Raw genomic sequence first — 18,889 nt, forward strand, 5'->3', positions numbered from 1 at the left:
CAGATAAAGCTGACATGGTTTGAAGAGATTTTCGAAGAGTATTAGTTCAAGTGCCAGATATCTTCGTTATACTGAGCGATTGTACGGTCAGATGAGAAGAATCCTGCTTTAGAAATGTTAACGATGACTTTATCCAACCATGCGTCACGGTCTTCGTAGTCAGCAAGCATTTGCTCTTTGACTTTGATGTAGTCTTCCAAATCAAGAAGAGTCATGAACCAGTCTTTGTTGATCAATTCATTGTAAAGACGTTCCAAGCGCTCTTTGTTTCCAGCTGCAAGAACTGCATCACTAACGATGAAGTCAACCAATGGTTTGATAGCTTCACGAGCGTAGAATTCGCTTGATTTATATGCTGCTTTTGCGTAAAGGTCGATAACAGTTTCTGAATCTTCACCGAAGATGTAGATGTTTTCTTCTCCAACCAACTCAGCGATTTCCACGTTAGCACCGTCCATAGTACCAAGTGTCAAAGCTCCGTTCAACATGAATTTCATGTTACCAGTACCTGAAGCTTCTTTAGAAGCAAGTGAGATTTGTTCAGAGATATCACATGCCGGGATAAGGAAGCTTGCTGCAGTAACGTTGTAGTTTTCAACCATAACTACTTGCAAGTGTGGAGCTACTGCTGGATCGTTAGCAATCACTTCTGACATGCAAAGGATCAAGTGGATGATGTCTTGAGCGATTGTGTAGGCTGGAGCTGCTTTACCACCAAAGAAGATTGTAATTGGGCGAGCAGGGATGTTACCAGCTTTGATGTCAAGGTATTTGTGGATTACGTACAAAGCGTTCATTTGTTGGCGTTTGTACTCGTGAAGACGTTTGATTTGGATATCAAAGATAGAGTTTGGATTGATTTCCACACCTTGGTGTTCTTTCAAGTGACGAGCCAATTTACGTTTGTTGTGAGCCTTGATGCTTTCCAATTTTTCTTTGACAGCTGCTTTGTCTTCATAAGACAAAAGTTTTTCAAGCTCATCTGCTTCATGGTGCCAACCATCTCCAAGAATCTCATCCAAGTAGTGAGACAATCTTGGGTTAGCATGCATGAGCCAACGACGGAAAGTGATCCCGTTTGTTTTGTTGTTGAATTTTTCTGGGTAAAGGTCGTAGAAAGCTTTCAACTCAGAATTTTTCAAGATTTCAGTGTGAAGTGCTGCTACTCCGTTAACACTGTATCCGTAGTGGATATCCATGTGAGCCATGTGAACACGTCCGCTCTCATCGATGATTTGAACAGCTGGATCTTTGTATTCTGCTTTCACACGACGGTCCAATTCTTCGATGATTGGTACCAAGTGAGGAACCACTTCTTGCAAGAATTCAAGAGGCCATTTTTCAAGCGCTTCTGCAAGGATTGTGTGGTTAGTATAAGCAGTCATACTACGAACGATTGAGATTGCTTCGTCAAGCTCGATACCACGTGCAGTCAAAAGACGGATCAATTCAGGAATCACCATTGATGGGTGAGTATCGTTGATTTGCACAACTGCGTAGTCAGCAAGGTCATGCAAGTTGCTTCCTTTTTCGATTGCTTCGTCGATGATCAATTGCGCACCGTTTGAAACCATGAAGTATTGTTGGAAGATACGGAGCAATTCACCTTGACGGTCACTATCATCTGGGTAAAGGAAGAGAGTCAAGTTACGAGCGATATCTGTCTTGTCAAAGCTGATACCGTCTTTAATAATAGAAGAATCAACTGAATCCAAGTCAAACAAACGCAAGCGGTTCTTCGTTTCTGTCTTGTAACCAGGAACATCAATATCATAAAGAGTTGATGTCAAAGTAAAGTCTGCAAATGGCACTTGGTAGCTACGGCTTGAGCGAACCAACCAGTTTTGCTCTGTCAACCATGCATTTGGAATTGTTTCTTGTTGGTTGTTTTTAAGAACTTGTTGGAAAAGACCAAAGTGGTAATTAAGACCAACACCGTCACCATTCAAACCAAGAGTCGCAATTGAGTCGATAAAGCAGGCAGCCAAACGTCCCAAACCACCATTACCAAGAGATGGTTCCAATTCAACTTCTTCAACTTCGATCAAGTCTTTACCTGCAGCTGCAAGTTCTTTTTTGACATCGTCGTAAAGACCAAGGTTAATCAAGTTGTTTGACAAGAGTTTACCAATCAAGAACTCAGCTGAGATGTAGTAAACTTTTTTCTTACCAGTGTTAACTGGTTTTTGGCTACTTGCAAGCTTGCTGTAGTTAAGAAGGGCAAGGTAAAGCTCTTCATTGCTACATTCTGCAATGGTTTTATTGTAACGATTTTGTACAAATTCTTGTAGTGATAACATGTTTAAGATGTCTCCTGATATTGTATTATTTCTTTAATTCTACCAAATTTTCATTGATTCGGCGATAGATTGTTGTTAAGTCAAGCAAACCTTCCTCAACAGCTGGTGTCAATTGCTCTTCAGTCATACGCCAAGACCAGTTTCCACCAAGGGTAGATGGGAAGTTCATACGAGCCGCCTCATCCAATTCTAGCAAATCTTGCATAGTTGCAATTGCCATGAAGCTAACTGATGAAAAGACTGTACGAAGCATAGCATGTGGCACTGTTTCGTATTCTTTACGGTTCGTGTAACGAGCCATGTACTCACGAGTCGCATCATCAATCTCGTTACGGTACCAACCAAGAACCGTATTGTTATCGTGAGTTCCTGTGTACATAACTGAGTTAGCAGGTGCCAAGTGTGGGCTATCGATACTTTCGTCTTCTGGGTTGAAGGCAAATTGAAGAATCTTCATTCCTGGGAAGCCAGTACGTTCACGCAACTCAATAACTTCATCTGTCATGAAGCCAAGGTCTTCTGCGATGATGTTTAGCTCACCAAGTTCTTCCTTAACGGCTGCAAAAAGCTTGTAGCCCGGACCTTTCACCCACTCACCAGGTGCTGCTGTATCGGAACCAGCAGGGATTTCCCAGTAAGATTCGAAACCACGGAAGTGGTCAATACGAACGATATCGTAGATTTTGAAGCTTTCACGCAAGCGTTCAATCCACCATTTGTAACCATCTTTGTCCATTGCTTCCCAGTCATAGATTGGGTTACCCCAAAGCTGACCAGTTGCAGAGAACTCATCTGGTGGACATCCTGCGATGCAAGTTGCCTTACCGTTGACATCTGTTTTGAAGAGATGCGGATTTGCCCACATATCGCTTGAATCTTCCGCTACGTAGATTGGCATGTCCCCAACGATTTCGATGTGGTTGTCGTTAGCGTAAGCTTTCAATTTCAACCATTGTTGAAAGAAGAAGTATTGAGTCACACGGTGGTAAACCAACTTGTCTGCCAATTGCTCACGGTAGCTTTCAAGTGCTGAAGCTTTACGAGCACGAACATCTGCATCTGGCCATTCAGTCCAAGCAAGATTGTCAAAATGCTCTTTGATAGCCATATACTCAGCAAAGAGCTCAAGCCATGATTGGTTGTCTTGAGCAAATTTCTCAAAATCTTTAACATCTCCTACTTCCAAGAAACGTTTTACCGCTTTTTCTAAAAGAGGACGACGTGCATAGTAGATTTTCGCATAATCAACTTCAGACGCATCGCTACCAAAGTCAACTCCTTCAAGGTCACTTGCTTCCAACAAACCTTGCTCCACCAAGATATCTAAATCGATAAAATGAGTGTTTCCTGCGAAGGCTGAGAAAGATTGGTAAGGAGAGTCCCCGTAACTAGTTGTTCCTAATGGAAGGATTTGCCAGTAACGTTGTTTTGTACGAACCAAGAAATCAACGAAGTCGTAAGCACTTTGACCAAACGATCCGATTCCGTAAGCTCCTGGAAGAGAAGAGATGTGCATCAACACACCACTTTGACGTTTTTTCATAATAGCACCTCATGTGTTAAAATTAATGGAACGTTGCGTATTTTTGCAGACGCAAACGTTTGCGCTACTTATAAGTATACTCCTTTTCAAGCATAATTGCAAGCGTTTTTAAAAAACTTTTTTGATTATTTTTAAGGAGATTAACCCATTTTAGCAAAGATAACTTATACTCAATGAAAATCAAAGAGCAAACTAGGAAACTAGCCGCAGGCTGTACTTGAGTACGGCAAGGCGACGTTGACGCGGTTTGAATTTGATTTTCGAAGAGTATTAAAACTATCTAATCCTAAAATTTGACTCTCACAGAATCCGTCTACAAACTGCAAATCCTCCCCTAGAAAACTTGAATTTAGATGCAAGGAGGCACAAAGGTCTATAGAAAATAGATAGGAATTAGAAACAGGGAGGTAGCCCCTCCTGATTTCCTTCTTTAGATAGATTACATCTATTTTTTATTAAAAATACTGTATTCTTATCTATTTCACACTTTTCTTCTATTAAAAAGCAAAATCATGCTATCAAATCAAGCTTAAAAATTTTTTAAAATTTTTGTCAAAAACACTTGCAACCGTTTTCTATTTGTGCTATACTAAGGTCATAAAGGAAAACGTTTGCGTTTCCTTATCAATAAAACTTGTTATTCTTTAGGAGGAATACACTATGTCATCTAAATTCATGAAGAGCGCTGCGGTGCTTGGAACTGCTACACTTGCTAGCTTGCTCTTGGTAGCTTGCGGAAGCAAAACTGCTGATAAGCCTGCTGAGTCTGGTTCATCTGAAGCGAAAGAAATCACTCTTTACGTTGAGGACCAATACAAAGCTTATGCTGAAACAGTTGCTAAAGCTTATAAAGAGCAATCAGGCACAACAGTTAACATCAAATCTGGTGACCAACTTGGTGGGCTTGACAAACTTTCTCTTGACAACCAATCTGGTCAAGCTGCTGACGTTATGATGGCTCCATACGACCGTGTGGGTAGCCTTGGTTCTGACGGACAACTTTCAGAAGTGAAATTGAGCGATGGTGCTAAAACAGAAGATACAACTAAATCTCTTGTAACCGCTGCTGACGGTAAAGTTTACGGTGCTCCTGCCGTTATCGAGTCACTTGTTATGTACTACAACAAAGACTTGGTAAAAGACGCTCCCAAAACATTTGCTGACTTGGAAAACCTTGCTAAAGATAGCAAATATGCCTTCGCTGGAGAAGATGGAAAAACTTCTGCCTTCCTAGCTGACTGGACAAACTTCTACTATGCATACGGACTTCTTGCTGGTAACGGCGCTTACGTATTCGGACAAAACGGTAAAGACCCTAAAGACATCGGTCTTGCAAACGACGGTTCTATCGCAGGTATCAACTACGCTAAATCTTGGTACGAAAAATGGCCTAAAGGTATGCAAGATGGTACAGCTGCTGGAAACCTAATCCAAACTCAATTCCAAGAAGGTAAAACAGCTGCTATCATTGATGGGCCTTGGAAAGCTCAAGCCCTCAAAGATGCTAAAGTAAACTACGGTGTTGCGACTATCCCAACTCTTCCAAATGGAAAAGAATATGCTGCATTCGGTGGTGGTAAAGCTTGGATCATTCCTTCAAGTACTAAGAACCTTGAAGGCGCACAGAAATTTGTAGACTTCCTTGTTTCAACTGAACAACAAAAAGCTTTCTACGATGCAACTAACGAAATCCCAGCTAATACTGAAGCTCGTTCATACGCTGAAGGTAAAAACGATGAGTTGACAACAGCTGTTATCAAACAATTCAAGAACGCTCAACCAATTCCAAACATCTCTCAAATGTCTGCAGTTTGGGAACCAGCTGCTAACATGCTCTTTGATACTGTAAGTGGTCAAAAAGATGCTAAAACAGCTGCTAACGACGCTGTAACATTGATCAAAGAAACAATCAAACAAAAATTTGGTGAATAAAAAATTTGTTCAAGGGGGGTGGAATTCAAATCCCCCTTTGAATTTATCAATAGAGACACAAATAATTTAGCTTTCTTATAAAAAAAGTAGTATCCTATGAAAGGAGTTATTATGGAAAAGCAACAACCTAGTAAAGCAGCCCTGCTGTCTATCATTCCTGGGTTAGGACAGATTTACAATAAACAAAAAGCCAAAGGTTTTATCTTCCTTGGTGTAACCATCGTATTTGTCCTTTATTTCCTAGCACTTGCAGCACCTGAATTGAGCAATCTCATCACTCTTGGTGACAAGCCCGGTCGTGATAATTCCCTCTTTATGCTGATTCGTGGTGCCTTCCATTTAATCTTTGTAGTCGTTTATGTACTCTTTTATTTCTCAAATATCAAAGATGCATATACGATTGCAAAACGCATTAACAATGGAATTCCAGTTCCACGTACCCTCAAAGACATGATCAAAGGGATTTATGAAAATGGTTTCCCTTATCTCTTGATTATTCCATCTTATGTTGCCATGACCTTCGCGATTATCTTCCCAGTTATCGTAACCTTGATGATCGCCTTTACCAACTATGACTTCCAACACTTACCACCAAACAAATTGTTGGACTGGGTTGGTTTGACAAACTTTAGTAATATCTGGAGTTTGAGTACCTTCCGTTCTGCCTTTGGTTCTGTTCTTTCTTGGACCATCATCTGGGCTTTGGCAGCCTCAACTTTACAGATTGTGATTGGTATCTTCACAGCTATCATTGCTAACCAACCATTTATCAAAGGAAAACGTATCTTTGGTGTTATTTTCCTTCTTCCTTGGGCTGTCCCAGCCTTCATCACTATCTTGACATTCTCAAACATGTTTAACGATAGTGTCGGAGCTATCAACACCCAAGTATTGCCAATCTTGGCTAAATTCCTTCCTTTCCTTGATGGCGCTCTTATTCCCTGGAAAACAGACCCAACTTGGACTAAGATTGCCTTGATTATGATGCAAGGTTGGCTTGGATTCCCATACATCTACGTTCTGACCTTGGGTATCTTGCAATCTATTCCTAACGACCTTTACGAAGCAGCTTATATTGACGGTGCCAATGCTTGGCAAAAATTCCGCAACATCACTTTCCCAATGATCTTGGCTGTTGCGGCACCTACTTTGATTAGCCAATACACCTTCAACTTTAACAACTTCTCTATCATGTACCTCTTCAACGCTGGAGGACCTGGTAGTGTCGGTGGTGGAGCTGGTTCAACCGATATCTTGATTTCATGGATTTACCGTTTGACAACAGGTACATCTCCTCAATACTCAATGGCGGCAGCTGTCACCTTGATTATCTCTATCATTGTCATCTCAATCTCTATGATCGCATTCAAGAAACTACACGCATTTGATATGGAGGACGTCTAAGATGAATAACTCAATTAAACTCAAACGTAGACTGACTCAAAGCCTTACATACCTTTACCTGATTGGTCTATCAATTGTCATTATCTATCCACTTTTGATTACCATTATGTCAGCCTTCAAGACTGGTAACGTAGTAGCCTTTAAACTAGACAGCAACGTCGACTTTAGTTTTGCTAACTTCCAAGGCCTCTTCACTGAAACCTTGTACGGTACTTGGTACCTCAACACCTTGATCATTGCCTTGATTACCATGGCTGTTCAAACAAGTATCATCGTACTTGCTGGTTATGCCTACAGCCGTTACAACTTCTTGGCTCGTAAACAAAGTTTGGTCTTCTTCTTGATTATCCAAATGGTGCCAACTATGGCCGCTTTGACAGCCTTCTTCGTTATGGCGCTTATGTTGAACGCCCTTAACCACAGCTGGTTCCTCATCTTCCTCTACGTTGGTGGTGGTATCCCGATGAATACTTGGCTCATGAAAGGCTACTTCGATACAGTGCCAATGTCTTTAGACGAATCTGCAAAACTAGACGGTGCAGGACACTTCCGCCGCTTCTGGCAAATTGTTCTTCCACTTGTTCGCCCAATGGTTGCCGTACAAGCTCTCTGGGCCTTCATGGGACCTTTCGGGGACTACATCCTCTCTAGTTTCTTGCTTCGTGAGAAAGAATACTTTACTGTTGCCGTAGGTCTCCAAACCTTCGTTAACAATGCGAAAAACATGAAGATTGCCTACTTCTCAGCAGGTGCTATCCTCATCGCCCTTCCAATCTGTATTCTCTTCTTCTTCCTACAAAAGAACTTTGTTTCAGGACTTACAAGTGGTGGCGACAAGGGATAATTTATCCCCGCCACCCTTTTTCATTTTATACTCTTCTAAAATCTCTTCAAACCACGTCAGCTTCCATCTGCAACCTCAAAGTTGTGCTTTGAGCAACCTGCGACTAGCTTCCTAGTTTGTACTTTGATTTTCATTGACTATTAGCGATTGTCACTGTAAGTAATGTCCTTACAACAAGCAATTTTTCTCCTAGACTTGAAATAAAGCGAATTTAACTATATAATAATACTCATATAGAAAACACCTTTTAGAAAGATACCTATGCTTCCATATCCATTTTCTTATTTTTCAAGTATTTGGGGATTTCGTAAGCCCCTGTCCAAACGTTTCGGGCTCAACTGGTTTCAACTACTCTTTACCAGTATCTTCCTTATCAGCTTGTCTATGGTACCCATTGCCATCCAAAACAGCTCCCAGGAGACTTATCCGCTAGAAACCTTTATCGATAATGTCTATGAACCATTGACAGATGAGGTTGTCCAGGATCTCTCTGAACATGCTAGAATTGTTGATGGTAAGCTAACTTATACAGGAACTGCCAATCAAACGCCTTCTCTTGTGATTAGCCCCAGTCAAAGCAAGGAATTACCTAAGGACTTGCAACTGCATTTCGACACAAAAGAACTGGTCATCAGCAAGGAAAGTAAAGAGTTGACACGCATCTATTACCGAGCTATTCAGACTGAGAGTTTCAAAAGCAAAGACAGCTTGACCCAAGCAATTTCTAAAGACTGGTACCGGCAGAATCGTGTCTATATCAGTCTCTTCCTAGTTCTCGGTGCGAGCTTCCTCTTTGGTTTGAATTTCTTTATCGTCTCTCTAGGGGCGAGTCTTCTCCTTTATATCACTAAGAAATCCCGACTCTTTTCATTTAGAACCTTTAAAGAGTGCTATCATTTTATCTTGAACTGTTTAGGATTGCCGACTCTGATTACGCTTATTTTGGGATTATTTGGCCAAAATATGTCAACCCTGATTACTGTACAAAACATTCTTTTTGTTCTGTATCTGGTCACTATCTTTTATAAAACACATTTCCGTGATCCAGATTACCATAAATAGGAGATTTTTATGCCCGTTACGATTAAAGACGTGGCCAAGGCTGCTGGTGTTTCACCTTCAACCGTAACCCGTGTTATTCAAAATAAATCAACCATTAGCGACGAAACAAAAAAACGCGTTCGCAAGGCTATGAAGGAGCTCAATTACCATCCCAACCTCAATGCTCGCAGCTTGGTAAGTAGCTATACTCAGGTGATTGGTTTGGTTCTTCCTGATGACTCAGACGCCTTCTACCAGAATCCTTTCTTTCCATCGGTTCTACGTGGCATCTCTCAAGTCGCATCTGAAAACCACTATGCCATTCAGATAGCAACAGGGAAAGATGAGAAGGAGCGCCTCAACGCTATTTCACAAATGGTCTACGGCAAGCGTGTAGATGGGCTAATCTTTCTCTATGCCCAAGAAGAAGACCCTCTCGTAAAACTCGTAGCAGAAGAACAGTTCCCCTTCCTTATCTTAGGTAAATCTCTATCTCCTTTCATCCCACTTGTAGACAACGACAATGTTCAAGCTGGTTTTGATGCAACCGAATATTTCATCAAAAAAGGCTGCAATCGTATTGCTTTTATCGGAGGAAGCAAAAAGCTCTTCGTGACCAAAGACCGTTTAACAGGCTATGAACAGGCGCTTAAGCATTACAAACTTACCACTGACAACAATCGCATCTACTTTGCCGACGAGTTTCTGGAAGAAAAGGGCTATAAATTTAGCAAGCGATTATTCAAGCACGATCCACAAATTGATGCTATCATCACAACCGATAGCCTCCTAGCTGAAGGTGTTTGTAACTATATTGCCAAACACCAGCTGGATGTCCCTGTTCTCAGCTTTGACTCGGTTAATCCCAAGCTCAACTTGGCAGCCTATGTCGATATCAATAGCCTAGAACTTGGTCAAACATCATTTGAAACGATTCTTCAGATTATCAACGATGCTAAAAGCAATAAACAAATTTGTTACCGCCAGTTGATTGCCCATAAAATTATAGAAAAATAAAAACCAGCTCACGCTGGTTTTTTTGGTCACTAATTATCTATCTCAACAAACCTTCCTAGAATATGAACATTTTCCGAGACAGAGACAAAGGCGCTTGGATCCACTTGTGTCATAATCTGTTTAAATTCATTAAACTCTGCACGTGTAATGACAGTGATTAGAACTGCCTTTCTCTCGTGATTATAGGTTCCTTCTGCATCGTGGATCATGGTTGCTCCGCGGTGCAATTTTTATGGATTTTTTCAATTACCTTGTCTGGATGATTGGTCACAATCATAGCCTGCATACGTTTTTGCTTGGTAAAGACGGCGTCTGTCACACGGCTAGAGACAAAGATGGTAATCATAGAGTAAAGAGCGTATTTCCAACCAAAGGTCAAACCAGCTATCAGCATGATAGTCCCATTTACCAAGAAAGAAATACTACCAACGTTCTTACCCGTTTTCTTACGAATGGTCAGACTGACGATATCCGTTCCACCACTGGAGATATTGTTTCGAAGAGCAAAACCAATCCCCAAGCCCATGACAACACCCCCAAAAAGGGCATTGATAATGGGATCCTCCGTCAAGGTTGCCACAGGGACAAACTGGATAAAGAAGGAACTCATAGATACCGTGATAAAGGTAAAGACGGTGAACTTATGGCCAATCTGATACCAAGCTAAGACCATCAAAGGGAAGTTAATGGCGTAGAAGGTTAGCGAAATCGGAATATGAAAACCAAACCAGTGATTACTCAAAGCAGAGATAATCTGTGCCAGACCTGTCGCACCACTCGAATACACATGCCCTGGTTGGAAAAAGAAATTGACCGCCACTGCTGATAAAAAACCATAGACCAGAGAGGCCGAAATCTTCTCATCATACTTTTCTCGAGAGATACTTTGTAAGACACGTAAAATTTTTATCTGATAAGCAAAGCGGCGCAGATAATAGCGCCACCGCTTAATTCGTTTTGCTTGTTTCATCTTCTTCTACTTGTAAGCTGAGTTCCTCTAGTTGTTTGAGAGCGACTGTTGATGGAGCTTGTGTCATTGGGTCAGTTGCTTTATTGTTCTTAGGGAAGGCAATAACTTCACGGATATTTTCTTCTCCAGCTAAGAGCATGACAAAGCGGTCAAGCCCGATAGCCAAACCACCGTGTGGTGGGAAACCATAGTCCATGGCTTCAAGAAGGAAGCCAAACTGGTCATTTGCTTCTTCGGCTGAGAAACCAAGAGCCTTGAACATACGTTCTTGAAGGTCTTTTTGGTTGATACGAAGGCTACCACCACCAAGCTCATAACCGTTCAAGACGATATCGTAAGCAATGGCACGAACCTTAGCCAAATCACCTTCTAATTCGTGAGCTGTTTCTTCCTGTGGAAGTGTGAATGGATGGTGGGCGCTCATGTAGCGGCCTTCTTCTTCAGACCATTCAAACATTGGCCAGTCAACCACCCAAAGGAAGTTGAATTTATCGCTATCAATCAAACCAAGCTCTTTGGCAATACGTCCACGAAGGGCACCAAGCGTTGCATTAGCCACTTCAAGCGTATCTGCCACAAAGAGAACCAAGTCCTTATCTTCAAGCGCAAGTGCTGCTGTCAATTCTGCTTGGATGTTAGTCAAGAACTTAGCAACTGGTCCATTTAATTCTCCATCAACAACCTTAACCCAAGCAAGACCTTTGGCACCATACTGTTTGGCTACTTCTGTCATCTTGTCGATGTCTTTACGTGAATAGTTGTCCGCAGCTCCTTTGACCACAATGGCTTTTACAGCAGGTGCTTCTGAAAAGACTTTAAAGTCTACACCTTTGACTACTTCTGTCAAGTCCTGAAGCAACATGTCAAAACGAGTATCAGGCTTGTCAGAACCGTAACGAGCCATAGCGTCATCATACTTCATACGTGGGAAAGGCAGAGTGACTTCGATGCCTTTAGTCTCTTTCATCACGCGCGCAATCAAACCTTCTGTAATATCTTGGATTTCTTGCTCCGTAAGGAAAGATGTTTCCAAGTCGACCTGGGTAAACTCAGGTTGACGATCTCCACGCAAGTCCTCATCACGGAAACATTTGACGATTTGGTAGTAACGGTCAAAACCAGCATTCATCAACAATTGCTTAGTGATTTGTGGACTTTGAGGAAGAGCGTAAAAATGCCCTTTATTAACACGAGACGGCACTAAATAGTCACGCGCCCCTTCTGGCGTTGACTTAGAAAGGAATGGTGTCTCCACGTCGATAAACTCCAACTCATCCAAGTAGTTGCGGATAGAATGGGTCACCTTAGCACGAAGTTTAAGATTTTCCAACATTTCTGGACGACGAAGGTCAAGGTAACGGTAACGCAAACGCGTATCGTCATTGGCCTCAATCCCATCCTTAATCTCAAATGGTGTTGTTTTTGCTGTATTGAGCACTATCAGAGCTGTTACATTTAACTCAACCGCACCAGTTGGCAACTTATCATTGGCTTGCTCACGCGCAGCGACCTGTCCAGTCACCTCGATAACAAATTCGCTACGAAGGCTTTCAGCTGTTGCCATAACCTCGGCAGATACTTTTTCAGGATTGATAACCAACTGCATGATTCCTTCACGGTCACGAAGGTCAATAAAGATCAAACCACCAAGGTCACGACGACGGCCAACCCATCCTTTCAAGGTTATTTCTTGTCCGATGTGTTCCTCACGAACACGACCAGCATACATACTACGTTTCATGTTTTCTCTCCTCTTTTATTCTGTTACTATTTTACCATAAAAGCGCAGGCTCTTCATGAAAATCAGCAGAAAAGTTTGCCAGTCTTTAAAAATCAGGTAAAGTCCCTAAAAATTAACGCCCATACAAAAAATCCGATGAACTTCACCGGACTCTTTTATTTTGAATTGTTGCCTGCTTTACGCTTTTCAGCAATTTCAGCTGCCTTTCGAGGCAAGACAATTTCCGTTATGTAAGCTGTCCCAAAACGCAAGACACCTGCAATAGGGGCAAAGACAACTGCTAGATAGTTATAGAAGAAATCGCCTTTGAAGGCATAAGCTAGCGCCCCAATGATGAAAAATAGAACGACTGCTTGAATCACTGCTAATAAAATTACTCGTTTCATGTGACCTCCTGACTCTATTATAGCATGAGAATCATCAAAAAGCCGACTAAATTATTCAAAGCGTGAAGAGAAATACTGTAGACCAGACCTTTTCTGCTAATATAAGCCAAGCCCAAACTAAAACCAAGGCTAAAATAGACAAAAAATTGTTGCACATCACCTGGGAAATGAATCAAGGCAAACAAAACACTCGATACCAGAAGAAAAATCAGAGTTTGTTTACTATTGTCCTGCTTAGGAAAGAGGTAGCGTGCTAACATCCCTCTAAAGATAAGTTCTTCCGTCAAAGGAGCAAAAATAACGACCGCAAAGAATGAGAAAAGTGGTTGAGACAAGGTCAAGTCTATCGCTATTTGCTGATTTACTGAAGGATCATTTGGCAAGAAAAACTGGACAACAAGAGATAAGAACCAAACCAAGGCAGGAAGCCAAATAAATCGGTTGAAGCCACTCTTCTCAATACGAACAGGACCTTTCTGATACCATTTGTAAATACCGTACACATAAACTCCAGCCAAGGCCACATAGAGCAAGGTCACAGCATAGGGTGAAGCGCCTAAGGCAAGCGACGTAGTCGCGAGTACCTGAATGAAGCCATAGATGAATAAAAAGGATAGAATGGCTAGAAAAAACCAGCCCAGGTTTTTAAGTAATTTCATATAGATCTCCTATCTTGCTTTATAGCTATTTTTCAATACAAAGAGGTTCGCTATTCCTAATACAAGTACCCAGGCAAGTAACATACCGATGTTAGAAAAAGATATTTCTCCACCTTTTTTATTTAAAAGATTTACAATAGGACCGATGAACGAATAATCCAACACTTTTTGAACCGTATCATTTTGAGAAGCAATCATAGGTAAAAAAGAGACAATTAACATAGGGAAGATACTATAAACTTGCGCTTTAGATTGAGTATCTGACACCGCACCGATTAGAAGGTTGAGAAAAATAATACTAATAGTTGCTAGGAGCAAATAGATAACGTAGGCAAATAAATAACCTGATAGATCTACTTTAAGATAGATGGGAAGCACAATCATAGCAAGTAACATTATCAGAATAGGGAGAACGAGCATACTGAAAGTATATTCTGTTGCTGTCACACCACTTAGGAGGAGTGATTTAAGATTTCGTTTTTCCTTATCTTCTGCCATCATAATCGATACCATATAACCACTTCCCATGCTCAAGACCATCGTCAAGCTAGCAGATAGTAAAAATAGGCTCAATTGTCCATTCTTATTTAAAAATTCATTATATAAAACAGCAATACCAAAAGGCATCAATAAAGTCGCTAACAAAGTTGAATTGCTAATAAGAACTTGCACTCTTAACCATAGTAGGGCATTTAATTTTCTAAACATCTAACTTTTCTCCTGTCAATCTGATAAAGATTTCTTCTAGAGTTGGCTCACAAGAGTGAACCACCATCAAATCTGTCGTGTCTAAATGTGGCAATTCTTCAAATGGAACTATCTGTTCTCGTCCATCTTTATAAGCTACACGTACTTTCTTATCCACATGGTACTTCTGGATAATATCTTGCGGACTTCCATACTCTATTAAATTACCCTTATTTAAAAGAGATAAGCGATCACAAAGCAGAGTTGCTTCATTCATATCATGCGTGGTCAGAAAGATAGTTGTCCCCGCATGCTTTAATTCTTGAAGTAGGGTATGAATCATCTTAGATGTTGTAGGGTCTAAGCCACTGGTTGGCTCATCAAGGAAGAGAATCTTAGGTGCATTAAGAAGGGCACGAGCCAAGAACATTCGTTGTTTCATTCCTGTAGATAGTTTTTCTGCGATAATATCTTTAGCATCTGCCAATCCAACCTGTTGAAGCACCTGAACTACTCTATCTGCCTTGAGGCCATATAACTTAGCATAGATGAGAAGATTTTTATAAAGACTCATCTTTTCATAAAAACTACTGCCATCACTCACAATACCAATTTGTTCCAAATCATTTGAGGTTAAATCTTGAGAATTCTTGCCTAGCAAAACTGTTTTACCTTGATCTGCAGCCAACTGTCCTGTTAAGACATTGATCATGGTTGTTTTACCTGAGCCAGAAGGTCCCAGAAAACCAAAGATTTCACCCTCCTTAATCTCAAAAGAAATCTGATGAAGAGCTTTTTTGCTCCCAAAACTTTTACTTACATTTTCAACACGAATCATAGAAACTCCTTTATTTGAAATAGCGTTTTACCATAGGTAACTGCATCACATTGATATAAATATGGATAGCTCCTACAAGCAAGAAGGCTAGTAACTGAATCTCTCCTGTCAAGAAAGAAATGATAAAAAGAAAAACATATAAGACTGGTAAGACATACTGATTTAATTGGAATAAAATCCGAAAACTCTGTTCCAAATTAGCCTGACGCTCCCCTTCATCATAAGAATTTACATACTCTAAGACATCCTTTGGTGTTGAGAAAAATGCCAAATCAAACTGACGAACAATCGCAATGGTCTTAAAAAGATATTTTTGAACACTGAGAATCAGCACTAATCCCAAAAAAGAAAGAGATAAGGTTAGATTGCTTCTATTTGGTACAATCACTTCACTACCTGAGATGAAAAGAGCCAATAAAATCGCTACACTTGCAATATTAAAAGCAGTGGTTCCAAACTCGAGATTCCGATACATTTGCACATAATAGGTTTCATTCAGATCATCATCCATTTCCTCTTGATACAAGGAATGAAACTTTCTGCTTTTCTTTAGGAAATTGAATGTCAAAAGAATGCTAATGAAACCTAATACTAAACAAATAGCTGATATCCATGGTATCAAGATTTTTACATCTAACATAATTCCGTGAGATTCAGCAAGTGCCTTAAACATCCCTACAAAAATGCCAAAGAAAGCTCCCAAGACAATAGACATCAAAAATAATAACAATCCACGTTTCTTTTTCTTTTCCATATTCATTCTCCTTATTTACTTGCTAGATTTTTGGATTTCTTTTCAATCCAGTCAACGACTGGGATAAGAGCAAAGTAGGCCCAGATAAATTGGTCGCTGTAATAGAGATCAAACCATCCTAGATTTGTTCCAATTAGTAGACATAGGCTGACTAATAGAGCTATGGCAACTACATAATAAATCACTTTATACTTGTTCATCACTCGTCCTCCTCCAAGCGAAATACCGATTCGACTGTTTCGTTGAAAATTTGAGATATTTTCAGGGCAATGATAATGGACGGGGTGTACTCATCCCGTTCTAGTAGGCTAATGGTCTGTCTGGAAACCCCTGCCAGCTTGGCTAGGTCGGTTTGATTGAGACCATCGCGAGCTCGAAGCTCTTTTAGACGATTTTTTAGTTGCATGTCACACACCTACTTTCCGTCAAATTCAACAGTTTGGATATCCTCAATGCGTTGTAGTTTGAATTTTTCTTTTCCTTTTTTATTAACACGACGTAGCTTGACCCATTCCTCATCAACATCCACAACTTCCCAGTTATCTGTTCCAAAAACTTGTCCAACGATTGTCGGTGTTTTCCCAATCAATTCTTTTAATAATCTTGACATTTCTTTATTTCCTTTCTGTTTTTGCTCAATTCTTTTGATTTTATTCTCTAATTTCTTGACCCTTTGGGTATGATAGAGATAAAACATAATCACAAGAGGTACAAATCCTAATGCCCACATAATCGTTCCCTGCTCCTTTTCTCTTAACTTGATTATATTGTAACACATCTTTTTCTTTTTGACAAGCATATTTGTCAAAAAGTTTATGATTTTTGTCATTTTGCAAAAGAAAAAGGTCAGGAGTAGGTTTCTGACCAGTTTTTCTGTTATTAAAATCCTAGTTTTTCAAAGATTTCTGAGAAGTTTTGGCTTATTGTCTCAAGTGACACTTGGACTTCTTCTCGGGTTTGGTTATTCTTGACCGTCACTTGTCCGCTTTCGACTTCACTCTCTCCTAGGGTGATGAGGGTTTTAGCCACAAAGACATCGGCTGACTTGAATTGAGCTTTGAGCTTACGGTTGAGGTAATCACGCTCTGCTTTGAAACCTTGTTGGCGAAGAGCCTGTACCAATTCCAAGGCCTTGACATTTGCTCCTTCACCCAAAACTGCGATATAGACATCTAGGGCGTTTTCGATAGGGAGAGTCACACCTTGCTTTTCAAGGATGAGAAGCAGGCGCTCTACACCAAGTCCAAATCCAAATCCAGCAGTTTCCGGGCCTCCAAAGTAAGAAACCAAACCATCGTAACGACCACCCGCACAGACTGTCAGGTCATTGCCCTCAATCTCTGTGATGAACTCGAAAATGGTGTGGTTGTAGTAGTCCAGACCACGCACCATATTGGTATCAATGATGTAGTCTACTCCAAGATTTTCCAACATCTGACGTACAGCATCAAAATGAGCTTGACTTTCTTCATCAAGGAAATCCAAGATAGAAGGCGCATTCTCTACTGCTACCTTGTCTTCTTTTTCCTTAGAGTCCAAGACACGAAGAGGATTTTCCTCCAAACGACGCTGGCTATCCTTAGACAAGATCTCCTTGAGCGGTGTCAAATAGTCAATCAAGGCTTGACGGTAGGCTGCACGGCTCTCAGGATTTCCAAGAGTGTTAAGATGTAATTTGACACCTTGGATACCGATTTCTTTCAAGAAATGGGCCGCCATCGCGATGGTTTCCACATCGGTAGCTGGATTGCTAGAACCAAAACACTCAACACCAATCTGGTGGAATTGGCGCAAACGCCCTGCCTGTGGACGCTCGTAACGGAACATAGGTCCCATGTAGTAGAACTTACTTGGCTTTTGCACTTCTGGGGCGAAAAGTCTATTTTCCACATAGGAACGGACAACGGGCGCAGTTCCTTCTGGACGGAGAGTAATATGGCGGTCACCCTTGTCATAGAAGTCGTACATTTCCTTGGTTACGATATCCGTTGTATCTCCGACAGAGCGACTGATGACTTCGTAGTGCTCAAAAATAGGCGTGCGCACTTCTGCATAATTATAGCGCTTGAAAATCTCACGGGCAAAGCCCTCAACGTACTGCCATTTGGCAGATTCAGCAGGTAAAATATCCTGCGTTCCTTTTGGTTTTTGTAATTTCATAGGGAATCCTCTTTAAACTTAATAGTCTTATTTTACCATAAATAAAGGGATTAAAACAGTGAGAAAAAAATTAGGATTTCCCCCAAATCATTCATACCTCTCTCAACTAGATGTAACTTACAAAACCCCTGACCTCATGAGCCACTTTCTTCCTCCTCATGAGGCCAGTTTTACTTTCTGCTGTTCCAGTATCATTTTTCCTCGCTAGATTTCCTCAAAAGGGCATACTCCTCCCTTGGTGCGTCACACGATTTTTTCATCTCGACTGTTCTTTAATGTATCATTAACGACGCTTTTCTTCTAGGTGGTTCATAAGGAACAGGAAGATTCAGGTTGACTTTTCTAATCCTAGAATAAAGTGCTGAAAACAATTCGGAATAGGCATATAGACTAGACAATTTGAGGAGCTGCTTGCGTCCTGTTCGAACACATTTTCCTACCACGTGAAGAAAAAGATGGCGGAAGCGTTTGATTGTTAAAGTTTGGAAGTCACCTCCAGCTAGATGTTTGAGAAAAAGATAGAGATTGTAGGCGATACAACTCATCATCATACGAACTTCGTTTTTGATTAAGGCTGAACTATCCGTTTTATCACCAAAAAATCCCTCCTTCA

At 40.8% G+C, this 18,889-nt stretch carries 18 protein-coding genes and 1 pseudogene; 5 read left to right on the forward strand and 14 right to left on the reverse strand.

Features of this window, described 5'->3' with window-relative positions; translation table 11 throughout:
* Positions 1–41: 41 nt before the first annotated feature.
* Together glgP and malQ are read right to left on the reverse strand one after the other, a co-directional pair.
* Positions 42–2,300 (reverse strand): glycogen/starch/alpha-glucan family phosphorylase, encoded by a 2,259-nt coding sequence (gene glgP / locus HT708_RS01100; RefSeq protein WP_119941804.1) that lies wholly within the window; start codon positions 2,298–2,300, stop codon positions 42–44.
* Positions 2,301–2,325: 25 nt separating this feature from the next.
* Positions 2,326–3,843: a 4-alpha-glucanotransferase gene (gene malQ / locus HT708_RS01105; RefSeq protein WP_000747307.1), complete on the reverse strand. Its 1,518-nt coding sequence runs from the start codon at positions 3,841–3,843 to the stop codon at positions 2,326–2,328.
* Positions 3,844–4,503: 660 nt separating this feature from the next.
* Between malQ and HT708_RS01110 the strand changes: the two genes are divergently transcribed.
* From HT708_RS01110 to HT708_RS01130, 5 genes are all read left to right on the forward strand, one after another.
* A complete protein-coding gene (locus tag HT708_RS01110; protein WP_000095469.1) occupies positions 4,504–5,775 on the forward strand; it encodes an extracellular solute-binding protein in 1,272 nt (423 codons plus the stop codon).
* Positions 5,776–5,886: 111 nt separating this feature from the next.
* Complete coding sequence (locus tag HT708_RS01115; protein WP_000414964.1) at positions 5,887–7,179, forward strand: sugar ABC transporter permease; 1,293 nt, start codon at positions 5,887–5,889, stop codon at positions 7,177–7,179.
* Position 7,180: 1 nt separating this feature from the next.
* Positions 7,181–8,023: a sugar ABC transporter permease gene (locus HT708_RS01120; protein WP_001065638.1), complete on the forward strand. Its 843-nt coding sequence runs from the start codon at positions 7,181–7,183 to the stop codon at positions 8,021–8,023.
* A 261-nt stretch (positions 8,024–8,284) separates the two neighbouring features.
* Positions 8,285–9,085 (forward strand): DUF1189 domain-containing protein, encoded by an 801-nt coding sequence (locus tag HT708_RS01125; protein ID WP_050223203.1) that lies wholly within the window; start codon positions 8,285–8,287, stop codon positions 9,083–9,085.
* A 9-nt stretch (positions 9,086–9,094) separates the two neighbouring features.
* Positions 9,095–10,081, forward strand: a complete 987-nt coding sequence (locus tag HT708_RS01130; protein WP_001145442.1) for a LacI family DNA-binding transcriptional regulator — start codon at positions 9,095–9,097, stop codon at positions 10,079–10,081.
* Positions 10,082–10,110: 29 nt separating this feature from the next.
* On the opposite strand, the pseudogene HT708_RS01135 reads toward HT708_RS01130, so the two are convergent.
* From HT708_RS01135 to HT708_RS01190, 12 genes and pseudogenes are all read right to left on the reverse strand, one after another.
* Positions 10,111–11,051 (reverse strand): annotated as a pseudogene (locus HT708_RS01135) (YitT family protein).
* Entirely contained in the window at positions 11,029–12,792 is a 1,764-nt protein-coding gene (aspS, locus tag HT708_RS01140; protein ID WP_000830886.1) for an aspartate--tRNA ligase, read from the reverse strand. The pseudogene HT708_RS01135 and the gene aspS overlap by 23 nt, the downstream one beginning before the upstream one ends.
* A 155-nt stretch (positions 12,793–12,947) precedes the next feature.
* Positions 12,948–13,178, reverse strand: coding sequence for a hypothetical protein (locus HT708_RS01145; RefSeq protein WP_000832181.1), 231 nt, complete (start codon positions 13,176–13,178; stop codon positions 12,948–12,950).
* A 17-nt stretch (positions 13,179–13,195) separates the two neighbouring features.
* A complete protein-coding gene (locus HT708_RS01150; RefSeq protein ID WP_000771198.1) occupies positions 13,196–13,837 on the reverse strand; it encodes a type II CAAX endopeptidase family protein in 642 nt (213 codons plus the stop codon).
* A 9-nt stretch (positions 13,838–13,846) separates the two neighbouring features.
* Entirely contained in the window at positions 13,847–14,545 is a 699-nt protein-coding gene (locus tag HT708_RS01155) for an ABC transporter permease (protein WP_172925879.1), read from the reverse strand.
* Positions 14,538–15,362, reverse strand: a complete 825-nt coding sequence (locus HT708_RS01160) for an ABC transporter ATP-binding protein (RefSeq protein WP_000621678.1) — start codon at positions 15,360–15,362, stop codon at positions 14,538–14,540. The genes HT708_RS01155 and HT708_RS01160 overlap by 8 nt, the downstream gene beginning before the upstream one ends.
* A 10-nt stretch (positions 15,363–15,372) precedes the next feature.
* Positions 15,373–16,116 carry a DUF3169 family protein gene (locus tag HT708_RS01165; RefSeq protein WP_000412276.1) on the reverse strand — a complete coding sequence of 248 codons (744 nt, stop codon included), beginning with the start codon at positions 16,114–16,116 and terminating at the stop codon, positions 15,373–15,375.
* 11 nt (positions 16,117–16,127) lie between these two features.
* Positions 16,128–16,316 (reverse strand): hypothetical protein, encoded by a 189-nt coding sequence (locus tag HT708_RS01170; protein WP_001046123.1) that lies wholly within the window; start codon positions 16,314–16,316, stop codon positions 16,128–16,130.
* A complete protein-coding gene (locus HT708_RS01175) occupies positions 16,316–16,522 on the reverse strand; it encodes a helix-turn-helix transcriptional regulator (protein WP_001176227.1) in 207 nt (68 codons plus the stop codon). Before HT708_RS01175 ends, HT708_RS01170 begins: the two co-directional genes overlap by 1 nt.
* A gap of 9 nt (positions 16,523–16,531) precedes the next feature.
* On the reverse strand, positions 16,532–16,996 hold the full coding sequence (locus tag HT708_RS01180; protein ID WP_025170602.1) for a hypothetical protein: 465 nt from the start codon (positions 16,994–16,996) through the stop codon (positions 16,532–16,534).
* Positions 16,996–18,276, reverse strand: a complete 1,281-nt coding sequence (gene hisS, locus HT708_RS01185) for a histidine--tRNA ligase (RefSeq protein ID WP_000775895.1) — start codon at positions 18,274–18,276, stop codon at positions 16,996–16,998. The genes HT708_RS01180 and hisS overlap by 1 nt, the downstream gene beginning before the upstream one ends.
* Before the next feature lie 272 nt (positions 18,277–18,548).
* The coding region (locus tag HT708_RS01190) for a transposase (protein ID WP_172922367.1) at positions 18,549–18,889 on the reverse strand (341 nt) is incomplete at its 5' end.

This window comes from Streptococcus sp. 3613, assembly GCF_013277375.1.
GTDB classification, from domain to species: Bacteria; Bacillota; Bacilli; order Lactobacillales; family Streptococcaceae; genus Streptococcus; species Streptococcus pseudopneumoniae.